12 protein-coding genes are annotated in these 11994 nt (G+C 54.1%); 3 read left to right on the top strand and 9 right to left on the bottom strand.

All coding sequences use genetic code 11. From position 1 onward, the window contains the following. Nucleotides 1-18 precede the first annotated feature (18 nt). Nucleotides 19-990 (top strand): ROK family glucokinase, encoded by a 972-nt coding sequence (locus tag JNE38_RS03685; protein WP_203355292.1) that lies wholly within the window; start codon nt 19-21, stop codon nt 988-990. A gap of 81 nt (nt 991-1071) precedes the next feature. Here the strand turns inward: JNE38_RS03685 and JNE38_RS03680 are convergent, their stop codons facing one another. The 5 genes from JNE38_RS03680 to JNE38_RS03660 form a co-directional block, all read right to left on the bottom strand. Beyond that, nucleotides 1072-1980 carry a DMT family transporter gene (locus JNE38_RS03680; RefSeq protein WP_203355291.1) on the bottom strand — a complete coding sequence of 303 codons (909 nt, stop codon included), beginning with the start codon at nt 1978-1980 and terminating at the stop codon, nt 1072-1074. 54 nt (nt 1981-2034) lie between these two features. Beyond that, nucleotides 2035-3216: an ABC transporter permease gene (locus tag JNE38_RS03675; RefSeq protein ID WP_203355290.1), complete on the bottom strand. Its 1182-nt coding sequence runs from the start codon at nt 3214-3216 to the stop codon at nt 2035-2037. Next, a complete protein-coding gene (locus JNE38_RS03670) occupies nt 3216-3944 on the bottom strand; it encodes an ABC transporter ATP-binding protein (RefSeq protein ID WP_203355289.1) in 729 nt (242 codons plus the stop codon). The genes JNE38_RS03675 and JNE38_RS03670 overlap by 1 nt, the downstream gene beginning before the upstream one ends. Before the next feature lie 43 nt (nt 3945-3987). After that, nucleotides 3988-4446 (bottom strand): hypothetical protein, encoded by a 459-nt coding sequence (locus JNE38_RS03665; RefSeq protein ID WP_203355288.1) that lies wholly within the window; start codon nt 4444-4446, stop codon nt 3988-3990. 69 nt (nt 4447-4515) lie between these two features. After that, a complete protein-coding gene (locus JNE38_RS03660; protein WP_203355287.1) occupies nt 4516-4875 on the bottom strand; it encodes a hypothetical protein in 360 nt (119 codons plus the stop codon). A 176-nt stretch (nt 4876-5051) separates the two neighbouring features. Between JNE38_RS03660 and JNE38_RS03655 the strand changes: the two genes are divergently transcribed. Together JNE38_RS03655 and JNE38_RS03650 are read left to right on the top strand one after the other, a co-directional pair. Then, entirely contained in the window at nt 5052-6797 is a 1746-nt protein-coding gene (locus JNE38_RS03655) for an RNA polymerase sigma factor (protein ID WP_203355286.1), read from the top strand. Nucleotides 6798-6931: 134 nt separating this feature from the next. Continuing rightward, nucleotides 6932-7222, top strand: coding sequence for a hypothetical protein (locus JNE38_RS03650; RefSeq protein WP_203355285.1), 291 nt, complete (start codon nt 6932-6934; stop codon nt 7220-7222). 110 nt (nt 7223-7332) lie between these two features. Here JNE38_RS03650 and gatB read toward each other — a convergent pair whose 3' ends face one another. The 4 genes from gatB to asd all read right to left on the bottom strand — a co-directional run bounded on the left by gatB (nt 7333) and on the right by asd (nt 11955). Then, nucleotides 7333-8769, bottom strand: a complete 1437-nt coding sequence (gene gatB, locus JNE38_RS03645; RefSeq protein ID WP_203355284.1) for an Asp-tRNA(Asn)/Glu-tRNA(Gln) amidotransferase subunit GatB — start codon at nt 8767-8769, stop codon at nt 7333-7335. Nucleotides 8770-8773: 4 nt separating this feature from the next. Further along, a complete protein-coding gene (gene gatA / locus JNE38_RS03640) occupies nt 8774-10246 on the bottom strand; it encodes an Asp-tRNA(Asn)/Glu-tRNA(Gln) amidotransferase subunit GatA (protein ID WP_203355283.1) in 1473 nt (490 codons plus the stop codon). A gap of 30 nt (nt 10247-10276) precedes the next feature. Continuing rightward, entirely contained in the window at nt 10277-10567 is a 291-nt protein-coding gene (gatC, locus tag JNE38_RS03635; RefSeq protein ID WP_055747706.1) for an Asp-tRNA(Asn)/Glu-tRNA(Gln) amidotransferase subunit GatC, read from the bottom strand. Nucleotides 10568-11112: 545 nt separating this feature from the next. Further along, on the bottom strand, nt 11113-11955 hold the full coding sequence (gene asd, locus JNE38_RS03630) for an archaetidylserine decarboxylase (protein ID WP_203355282.1): 843 nt from the start codon (nt 11953-11955) through the stop codon (nt 11113-11115). Nucleotides 11956-11994 lie beyond the last annotated feature (39 nt).

Here is an 11994-nt window from a genome sequence, read left to right as displayed (position 1 = left end):
GGACGGGAGGGACAGTCGGTGGAACAAATCATTGTAGGCGTGGACGTCGGCGGAACCGCAATCAAGATGGCCCTGATTACCCCAGCAGGTCAGCTGATGGCCAAAATCCAGGAGCCCACACCCGTCGCGCAGGGCGAAGACGGTATCTTGCAAAAAATAGCGCAAATGACAGAAGAACTGCTTCTAAAACATGGGTATTCCAAAGAACAGGCTCTGGGAATCGGTGTTGGCGTCCCCGGTCCGATCGATGCCAAAAACGGTGTCGTCTTGCAAGCTGTCAATCTGCATTGGCGAAAGCCTGTCCCTCTCCGAGATAAACTGAAAGCGCTGACAGGCCTGCCCGTCGCTGTGGAAAATGATGCAAACATGGCTGCGTTGGGCGAAATGTGGCAGGGTGCCGGACAAGGTGCAAAGGACCTGGTCGCCATCACGCTCGGTACGGGAGTCGGCGGCGGTATCATCGTCCATGGGAATGTGGTCCATGGCATCAACGGTGTAGGGGGAGAGATCGGTCACATCACCATGACGCCTGGCAGCGGTTCCATCTGTAACTGCGGCAAAACAGGCTGCCTGGAGACCTATACCTCTGCCACCGCCATCATCCGCGAAGGCCGGCTGGCAGCACAGAACGGAACCAGTCCGGTACTGGCGGCCATATTTGCCAAGCGCGGGGATATCAAGGCAAAGGACGTCCTCGACGCAGCCGTGAACGGCGATGCTGCTTCTCTAGCGATCGTCGATCAGGTTTCCCTCTACCTCGGTCTCGCCCTGTCCCATTTGGCAATTCTGCTAAACCCGGCAAAGGTCGTGATCGGCGGTGGCGTAGCGGCCGCAGGGGAATTCCTCTTTTCCCGCGTCCGCGCGGCATTTGCTCGCTTCGTACCGTTTACGTACGTCGTGGAGTCTACGCAGATTGTGGCAGCGAGCCTGGGCAATGACGCAGGTGTATACGGCGCAGGCTGGATGATCCGCTCTCAAATGAACGACTAACATGAAACAGGCGCTCCGATCACGAGAACTAATCGTCGGGAGCGCCTTTCCTTATGCGATCTTGCAGCAAGGGCTCTCTTCCTACGATGCTGATTTGCTGGCGGAGGATGCTTGTCCCGGCCCTTCCTCCCTGCCGGAGACGATGAGGACAGCCCCGCCTAGCACGGCCGCCCCTCCCAGCAGCTGCAGCCATTGAAACGACTCCCCCAGTAGCAGCGCGGAAAAGGCAAACGTCACGACAGGCTCCAACGTGCTGAGGACGGAGGCTTTTGTCGAGCCAATCAGTTGAAGTCCGCGGAAGAACGTACTGATGGCCAGCACCGTAGAAAACACGACGATGCCGCCGAGTGCCCACCACCCTTGCACACCAAAAGAAAGATCAATCCCTCCGTCTTTTTGGGCCACCAAAAACGTGGACAGGCTCGCAAACAGAGAAATGTACGCCGATGTGACAAAAGGAGAAAGTCCTTTCACCACCCGATTTCCCGTGATGATATAGACGGAATAAAACAAGGCTGCAGCCAGCGCAAGCACGACCCCGAGCGGTCGAATCCCCCCAAAGGAGAGTCCCAGCACCATGCCGAGACCCACGAGCGAGATGAGCATCGCGATGACCGTCTTCTTTCGCAGCTTTTCCTTGTCCACGAAGTAGCTCAGGATCGCGACAAACACGGGAAACGTATACAGAAGCAAAGCCGCCATCGATGTCGGAATATACTGAACCGATGAAAAAAAGCTGAGCGATTGCAGCGTATACAGGACGCCTCCCAGACAGAACAGGCTCAGCGCCTGCTTTCGGTGAAGTCTCAGGGATTCCTTGCGAAGCGCGAGCCAGCCAAAGAAAAGCGCGGAGGCAAAAAGGAACCGCAAAAACAGCAGCGTGGAGACTGACACGCCTGCTCCATAAGCGTAGACCGCAAAGATGGACATGACGCCGAAGCCAGCAGCAGATACAAATACATACAAGACCCCTAGATAAAGTGGACTCACGCAATTTCACCAGCTTTCCATTCTTAGCCGCGACGTCTTTCCCATTAAGGCTTTTTAATTTTTGACGACGGCGCCTTCCCGCCGAAACAGTCGGGACGTCAGCATAATAATCACGATAACATACAGCAAGGAAGCTCCCAGTCCGATGAGGGCATGCAGGGGATCGACTTTGCCGTAAAAGACTTCCTTGCAAAGCGCCACACCATTGAAGACAGGCAGCACGTAGTAGTAAGTGGGAATATCGACCGGATTGAGCGGCATCAGCATGTAAGACGGAACCATCGCCGCAAAGATGACCCCGCTCATGTAGGTCTGGCCTTCCTTGAACGACTTTGCGATCGTGCTGAGTACGAGCTCCAAGCCAGCGAAAGTGGCTGACAGGAGCAGGATGGTCAGGATCAGGACAAGTAAAGTGGCAGGCGAAAAGAAGCCTAGCGAGAATCCGGCACCCTCCGTATCCAATGGGCCGAAGGTGAGCACCAGCGACACAGACACCAGGGAAGCAGCAGCGCTGAGTGTGCTCATCACCATGACGGTCATCAGCTTGGCAGTCAAAATATGGTTGGCAGCGATAGGAGCTGTCATCAAAGACTCCAGGGTTCCGCGTTCTTTTTCACCTGCGACCAGATCGTTGGCAGATGCGACTCCCCCAGATGCCAAGGAAACCACCAGCATCAACGGGATGATCCCCGCCAGCATTCCCCCGGACAGCCTTTCCTCCGAAGCGACGTTCTGATAGTTGGTCGTGATTGGCGCAATCGCCTTTTCGGACAAGCCTGCGTGCTTCAAACGCTTGACGACAATCTCCTGGCTGTACGCTTTCACCGTCTTTTCGATCACTTCCCGCGCGTACACAGACTTCTGGTTGGTGGAGTCGTAGGCAACGGTCAGATCTGCCGTGCCTCCTGCCTGAACCCGCTCGTCAAAATCGGAAGGTATCGTAATGATGGCACGAAGCGTCCCGGCCTGCAAAGCCTGCTCCGCTTGATCCGGCTTCAGGATGCGGACGCCGGGTATTTTTTGAAGAGCGTTCACCAGTCCGGACGACCCGTCGACTGCGATCGGCACGTAGGCACGCGCTTCCTTTTCCACATTGCTATAGGACATCCCGAGTAAAAAGAAGACGAACGGAATAATGACCAGTGGCACCAAAAAAGTCCCCAGCAATGTCTTGCGATCGCGGAACAGATCGAGCAGCTCCTTTTGAAATACCGTCCAGACGACACTCCTGCCCATCAGTTCTCGCTCCCTTCCACCACTGCCATGAAGATATCGTCCAGATCCACGATCCCGAATTTCTCGCGCAAGCACTCCAGCGTCCCGGCAAAGCGGAGCCGTCCTTTGTGGATCAGGGCTACGCGCTTGCACAGCTTGTTGATCTCGCCCATATTGTGGCTGGAAAAAAGGATGGTCTTACCTTCGTCCTGCATGCGGCTGACCATTCTCCGAAAGATGTTGGCTGCCGTCACGTCCAGACCTGTCGAGGGTTCATCTAGCAGGATCACATCCGGATCGTGGACGAGTGTGCGTGCGATCGCCACCTTTTGCTTCATCCCGCGCGAAAAGGCCCCCACTCGCCTGTCTATGAATTCTTCCATGTCCAGCATCCGGCTCAGTATGTCGATTCGCTCCCGCAGCCTCGCTGGCTCAAGTCCGTACAAGCTGCCGAAATACGCGATGTTTTCCCGTGCTGTCAAGCGGTTGTACAGTCCTACATCGCCCCCAAAGAGAATCCCGATCCGCCGCCTCACCTCCACCGGATCACGGCGGACCGAAAATCCGCTGATCTCGATATCTCCCTCGGTCGGCTGCAAGATGGTGGCCATCATCCGCATCGTTGTCGTTTTCCCCGCGCCATTTTCGCCCAAAAGGCCGTATACCTCCCCGGCTTCTACGCGAAAGGATAAATCCTGCACGGCTGCAAAATGGCCAAAGCGTTTGCCGACCTGTTTGACATCAATCATCCGCACTCCTCCTCTCCTTGCATGCGGACACAGCCTCTTTCCTTTAAAATTCCGCTTTCACGTAATATGCCGCACGCTTGCCGCCTTCTCCTGCAAACGTCACCTGGATCATCCCCGCTCGGCCCACGAGCAAGCGCGGAACCACTGCCGCTATACGAAACTCACGCTGCTTGGCATCGACGCGCACAGTCTGGACGGTTCCCCGCGGCGCAAATACCTGATCACCCTCCATCGTATAAAAGGCCAGCGTAATTTCTCCTGGCATTCCACCAGTTCTTCCCGTGAATACGATCGTCTGAAGAGAAGTGGGCCCCGAAGCTACTTCCGACAAGCTGAACAACGGATGCTTCAACTGAAGCTTCTGGCCTTTTTTCCAATGCTGCAGGTACGCATCGAACTCTTGCGTTGCCTGCTCAAAAACGAAGCGAGGGCTGCCGTCATGAAGCCTGAACGTCCCCTCCATCGAGCTCATCAAGAACAGTGACAAGAATAAAGGAAGCATGCTCATCAACTCCAAATAATGGATGCTTTTAGCATGCCCCGCCAGCGTTATGTGCTATGTGCCCTTTGGCTAGACCGCAGACTTTGCGAGCAATCCTGGGTAGCGCTCCAGATAGGCGGCCAGCGAAAACCCTTCGAACAGCTCCAAAAAAGAATCGGTATCATTGATGTAATGGCGTTTTTCCGGAAGGTTCGGATTCTTCTCTGCGAACAACAGCGCAACCAGATGATGGACAGGCACTCCCTCTGCCTCTTGGTCGTAAATCCCCTTTTCGGCCAAGACCTTTGCGAAGTAACGAACATAGGTAACGGTCAGTGTCTTTTGCTGCCCATTTTCCTCCCACGTAGCAAGTGAACGGTCAAACGTCTCTGCAGGAGATCCTCCTTTGCTTGGAGGTACGTTCTCCCCCGTGACGGAAATCAGTTTCATAACCTGTCCTTCCCCCTTTTCAATCCAGCATGTATGTTTCATTATAGGGGAGAGTGGAAACCGTTACAAATAATCCCTTTCCGGATGCTTTAAAAATTTTTTTTGGAGACTTTGTCAGAAAACCCGCTTCGATAAAGTCTATGTTTCAAGTCAACAAACTAGCGAGGGGTTTTTCGATGGATGCCTTGATCTTGAATCGACATGAGGAACAGCAAGACGAACGAATTGCGGATGACATTCTGGTAGAGAGGGCCAAGGAAGGCGATCGCGAAGCATTTGGCGAGCTGGTCAGGCGTCATCGTGCCAAAGTGTACGGGTACGCTCGCTCGTATACCCAAGAGCCCTTCATGGCGGAAGACATCGTGCAGGAAGCTCTGATCCGTGCCTTTTTGCACCTGGGGACCTTGATCGACAGCCGCCGCTTCCTCCCTTGGCTGCATCGCATTGTACGCAACCAGGCGTATACCCGATTGCAGAAGAATCCCCAAAAGCGCGAGCACGTCTTTTCCGGGCTGCGCTCTGACCATGCGGAGCCGTCGCACACTGACTGGGAGGACCTGGACAGCATCCTGCACCGCTTGGGCCGCAGATGGTCGCAGCCGGTTGATGCCGATACGAATCCCGAGGAAGTGCTGGTGCGCAGGGAGCTGCTCCAGACGATCACCGGGATGCTTCACTGCCTCAATCCACGGGAGCGGCAGATCGTGGAATCTCATTTCTTTGATCATCTCTCTCCGCTGGAAATCGCCCGGCTGTTCCAGATTTCCCAAGCCAATGTGTATCAGGTTTTGTCGCGTTCACGCAAGAAGCTGATCCAGGAAAAAACTCGTGTCGCTGTTGACCAATACGTGCAATCTCGAAAGGAAGCGGGAAATATGAAAAAAGCAGTGTTGAATAAACCGGAAGCCTTTTCTCTCCGGACATGGGTGACTGGCGTCATGGCCCTTCACGGCATGCTGGCCGCAACCGAGCGCAGCATGTCTCTCCCGATGGTGATGGGTCTTTCCGGTCATGCATTCCGATTGACAGTCGTGCCGGAAAACATACACATTGCAGGACCCACCATGTTCGATTTCGGACGGGTGCTGGAGCAAGGCCTCCGCAATCTCGGCTTTTCCTCGCGTTCCGTCAGCGAATTCAAACCAAATCCTTCAGCAAGCATCAACGCCAATCAGGTCGAACCCTCTCTGCTCAGCGCGAACGCTCGTGAAAAAAGACAGCTCTCCCAAACGCTCCCGCAAGCGCTGGAGTTGATCCATCGTTCAGTGGATCGTGGTTACCCTGTCTTGGCATGGGATCTGTTTATCCCTGAGTTCGGGCTGATTTACGGATATGATGACGAACAAAAGCTTTTGCATGCAGGCGACAACTGCGGTCACCAGACGACGATCCCGTACGATCATCTAGGCCGCGGCTTGATCGAGGATTTGTTTGTCCTCGCGCTGGACGAATCGTTTGAAATCACCCAACGGCAGATGCTGATCGGTGCGCTTCAGATGGCAATCGCCCATTATCACGGGGAGGAGCCCACCTGCGGAGCAGCCCATGGCTTGGATGCTTACGCCAAGTGGCTGGATGCGTTTGAAAAGAAAACCATCGAACCGAACGGAAACTCCTACACTCTCGCTATCGCACAGGATGCACGCCGGAATGCGTCCGCATTTTGGAAAGAAATCGCCGAGACATGGGCAGATCCCGCTTTTGATGACATTCGCCCCGCCTGCCTGGAAGTCTCTGACTTGTATGGAAAGATCGCGGATGGATTCGCTCAGCTCTGCACTCTCTTCCCGTTCCCGGCTGGCGGAGAACCGAACGATCCTGCCCAAAACGAGCAGGCAATCGCGCTGCTCACGACGATCGAGGGTCAGGAACGCCAGGTCGTGGCTTTGATGGAGGATATGCTGCAAGCGCTGACGGCATGATAGGCCGAAGGAAGGGGCTGCCCTGTACGCTGGAATCTCAGCTGCGGTGCAGCCTTTTGCGTATCCGTATGGAAAATTTATTCACCCTAAAGGGCATAATACCGAAAACAGACGGGACAGGAGTTGCAACCACCATGGAACATGCCATTCTCGGCAGCATCATCTCCGGAGAGCTGGATAGGGAAGCAAACGAATTTACCGTGACCAGGCTGAAAACCATCTCCACTCATTCGGTATGGAGCATCCAGCAAGTGAGGGAGATGTACGAGTTACTCCTACAGGTGCTGGAAAGGGGCGATGAATCCTTAGTCGTCACCACAGGTACTCTGCCTCTTTTGGTAAACAGAAGCGAAATGGAAGTGCTGCGTGCGGACCTTGAATCCGTTTTGGCTACCTTGCCGCAAAACACTCTACCACGTACATAATGACGGGCTATCGTAGGGTTCTCCTGTCATCGTGGGAATGACGATTCCCACCTTGCTGCATCACAAAAAGCGCCCTCCCTTGTATCGGGAGAGCGCTTCTTTATCACGCCTTACATTTCTTTCAAAACTTCCGCAATCAGCTTGTTCACCATCGGCGGGTTTGCCTTGCCCTTGGTTTGCTTCATGACTTGGCCGACGAAGAAAGCAGCTGCTTTTTCGTTACCGGACTTGTAGTCTGCAACAGCCTGCAGATTGGAATTGATGGCATCGACGACGATCTGACGCAGCGCGCCCTCGTCGCTGATTTGCACCAAGCCTTTTTCTTCTACGATCTTCTTCGGCTCTTTGCCTGTCTCCACCATTTCCTTGAAGACGGTTTTCGCGATCTTGGAGGAAATCGTGCCGTCTGCGATCAGCTTGATCATCTCGCCCAGCCCGTGCGGCGTCATTTTCACGTCAGCAAAGACCAGATTATTGGCGTTCAAGTGAGCCAGGAGGTCTACCATCAGCCAGTTGGCGACCGCTTTTGGCTCTGCCCCTGTCCCCACGGTCTCATCAAAGAAATCTGCCGTTTCCTTGGACATCGTGATGACGCCGGCATCGTCTTTAGACAGCCCGAAGTCATTGACATAGCGCGCTTGACGAGCATCCGGGAGCTCAGGAATCGTGGCGCGTACCGCTTCGATCCACTCTTCGGAAATCTGCATGCGCACGAGGTCAGGATCTGGGAAGTATCGATAGTCATGCGCTTCTTCTTTGGAACGCATCGTCAATGTCTTCTTGTTTGCTTCATCCCAACGGCGCGTTTCCTGCACGACCTTACCACCGGAGGAAACCACTTCTGTCTGACGCATGACTTCATACTCCAAGCCCATTTGCACATTGCGGAAGGAGTTCATATTTTTCAGCTCGGCCTTGGTCCCGAATTCTTCTTGGCCATACGGGCGAATGGACACGTTGGCGTCGCAGCGCAGAGAGCCTTGCTCCATGCGAACATCAGATACCTCGGTGTACTGGATGATTGCTTTGAGCTTTTCCAGATACGCACGCGCTTCCTCTGGCGTACGGATATCTGGCTCAGATACGATCTCTACCAGCGGAACACCTACGCGGTTGAAGTCTACCAAAGACTCGCCGCCGAAGTCGCTGTGCGTCAGCTTGCCCGCATCCTCCTCAAGGTGCAGGCGGGTGATCCCGATGCGTTTGGTTTCTCCGTTTACCTCGATGTCGATCCAGCCGTTGTAGCCGATCGGTTGGTCAAACTGGGAGATTTGGTACGCTTTCGGAGAATCCGGATAAAAGTAGTTCTTGCGATCGAACTTGGTCTCGCGGGAAATTTCGCAGTTCAGAGCGAGCGCTGCTTTCATCGCGAATTCGACTGCCTGCTTGTTGGTCACGGGCAGCACGCCTGGATGGCCCAAGCAAATCGGGCAGGTATGGGTATTGGGCTCCGCACCGAATTCGGTTTTGCAGCCGCAGAAAATTTTACTGTTGGTGGACAGCTCGGCATGGACCTCCAAGCCGATGACGGTTTCGTACTTGCTCATGCTCTTACCCCCTCACCCATTCCGGCTTGCGCGCATGGAAGCCTACGGATTGTTCATAGGCATGAGCCACGCGCAGCACAGTGGATTCGTCAAACGCTTTCCCGATGATCTGCAGACCGATCGGCAGGCCTTTTTGCGAGAATCCGCAAGGCACGCTGATCGCTGGCAAGCCTGCCAGGTTGACCGGTACCGTGCAGATGTCTTCCAGGTACATTTTGACCGGATCGTCCACGTTCTCCCCGATCTTGAAAGCCGTAGACGGCGTGGTCGGATGAAGAATGACGTCAAAATCGGCAAAGATGCTGTTGTAGTCCTGAATGATCAGGGTGCGCACTTGCTGCGCCTTTTTGTAATACGCATCGTAATAGCCGGACGACAGAGCATACGTACCGAGCATGATGCGACGTTTCACCTCTGGACCGAAGCCTTGGCTGCGGGATTCTTTGTACAGCTCGATCAGATTGGATGCATTGTCGGCACGCACGCCGTAGCGGACGCCGTCAAAGCGAGCCAGGTTGGATGATGCCTCCGAGGAAGACAGCAGGTAGTAAGCAGGCACGGCATACTCGGTGTGCGGCATGGAAACCTCGCTCCAGGTAGCACCCATGCTCTCCAGCTGTTTCAGCGCTGCCAGTACAGCATCGCGGACCTCTGGATCGATTCCTTCCCCGATCAGCTCTTTCGGTACCCCGATGCGGAGCCCTTTGACATCTCCCGTCAGCGCGGAGAGGAAGTCAGGGACTTCTACATTCGCGGAAGTCGAGTCGTACGGATCATGTCCAGCGATCGCTTGCAGGACGTAGGCGGAGTCCTCCACGTTTTTCGTCACAGGACCGATCTGGTCAAGGGAAGAAGCAAAGGCAACCAGACCAAAGCGGGATACGCGGCCATACGTCGGCTTCAGACCAACCACGCCGCAGAATGCCGCTGGCTGACGGATAGAGCCGCCTGTATCGGAACCGAGGGTAAAGTAAAAGTGACGTGCAGCCATCGCTGCCGCCGAACCACCGCTGGAGCCGCCAGGTACGTATTCGGTGTTCCAAGGGTTCTTGGTTGGGTAGAAGCCGGAGTTTTCGTTGGAACCGCCCATGGCAAACTCGTCCATGTTCAGCTTGGCCACGATGACAGCATCGGCATCTTTCACTTTTTTGGATACAGTCCCGTCATGAACGGGATCGAAATTGGCCAAGAATTTGCTGGCGCAGGTGGTGCGCACATCTTTCGTAATGAGGTTGTCCTTGAGCCCTGCAGGAAGACCGTACAGCAGCCCCAGCTCTTCGCCCCCTTTGGCCAGACGCTCGTCCAACCCGCGGGCATGAGCAAGAGCCCCTTCTTCATCTACATGCAAAACGGATTTGATTTCGTTGTCGTGCTCCTTGATGCTGGCGATGGAAGCCTGCACCAGATCTGTCACGGACAATTCCTTTGCGCGCAGAGCGCTATGTACTTCGGACAATCGCTTGTCAAACAGCGACACAGTGGGTTCCTCCCTTCTCTTCTCCTGAAATTACTCGAATACAGCCGGTACTTTAAACTGTCCTTCTTCGTGGTCCGGTGCGTTTTTCAGCACTTCCTCACGCGGCAGGGACGGGCGATTCACGTCTTCACGCATGACGTTTTTCACATCCGTCGCATGGCTGGTAGGTGCTACATTGGATGTATCGAGTTCATTCAGCTTGGCAGCGAACTCCAAAATCGCATTGAGATCTTTTGTGTAACGCTCCGCTTCTTCTTCTGTCAGTTGCAAGCGGGCAAGATTAGCTACGTGCTCCACTTCTTTACGTGTAATGGCACTCATGTTTCCACCTCCGAATCGTATCACATAACTTTGATCTTACTTGAAAAGAGCGGGTTCAGTCAATTTTCACCGGGTTTCTCTCATAGGAAAAAAAGATTTACCGGGGTAATATTGCTCGGTCTGTGGTAGAGAGGAGGAAAAAGCAGAAAACACTCCAGGTTAGTAGGGACACTTGCTCGGGGGTCATCCCTGCACGGCTCCTTTCCAAAAGAGGAACGGCGTCCAAAAGCAGTTGGTATCTGGGCAGTGTCTCAAGTTGGACGCTCAAGCGTGTTCCTCTTTTTCCCTCCGCCTCGGCTGTGTCCCTAATACCTTGCGCTTTTTTCTGCTTTTTCCTCGGACCAGCTGCACCGTTCGTTCAAAGACAGTTTAAAACTATCCCTGTTAGCATTTTCTATGTTGTTTCTTTATGGGATCTTTCTCCGACTTTCAAAGGAGAAACAAGTGAAACGAAGCTCCATACCAACGAAAAAAGCCCAAGGTTGGCTGACAATCAGCAACCTTGGAGCTTTTTATACAATTGGCATCATCAAGTAAGGTATCCCTTACTCGGTCTTCTCCGCCAGCAATTGGCCCATGAGAAGGCTTTTTCCGCTCTCGATGCCTTCCGCCCACTTCAGGTGGTTGGATTCGAGCAGCAGGATGACGGTCGAGCCGAATTCGAACCAGCCCAGCTCATCCCCTTTTTGATAATGCGGGGTGTCCACGATCGACTCGCTGGTTTGGCGACCGTGCTTGATGTTGGTCGTCGCGGTATTGTAGGAAACTTTCACACTCCCCACGAACAAGGCTCCGACTTTCACCAGCGCCAGATCGCCCATGTCCTTGGTCTTGATGTAAGTGACGAGGCGCTCATTGCGAGCAAAGAGCCGATCCACATTTTCGATCCCGAGCTTGTTCACCGGATAGAGGCGCCCCGGCAAATAGCAGTAGCGGATCAGATCGCCATCCACAGGCATATGGATGCGGTGGTAATCTCTCGGGCTCAGATAGATCGTGATGAATTTGCCGCCGTAATAGCGCTTGGCCTCTTCTGCAGAACCGCCGAGCAGCTCGACGACATCAAACTCTTTTCCTTTGGCCTGAATCAGAGTGCCTTCGCAAATATCTCCCATCTGGGACACCGTTCCGTCCACCGGGCTGACGATGACATGGTCACCTGGGGCGATCGGTCTTGCCTCTGGTTTGAGGCGGCGGCAGAAAAACTCTTTCAGGGTGCGATATTGGCTTACCGGCTTTTCAATGACGGTAGAATCAATGTGATAATGGCGTATATACCGCTGAATCGCTAATCGACTAAATCTGGAAGCAGTGATTTTCCCCATCGTCCGGGACATCGCATTTTGCGGCAAGCGATGAATCAGGACAGGCAGTAGCTTTTTACGCATATGACAACTCCTTGTTTTTCCCGATAACCATGAAAAAGG

It is taken from the genome of Brevibacillus choshinensis, assembly GCF_016811915.1.
Classification (GTDB): Bacteria; Bacillota; Bacilli; order Brevibacillales; family Brevibacillaceae; genus Brevibacillus; species Brevibacillus choshinensis_A.
This window is presented reverse-complemented; position numbering and strand designations above follow the sequence as displayed.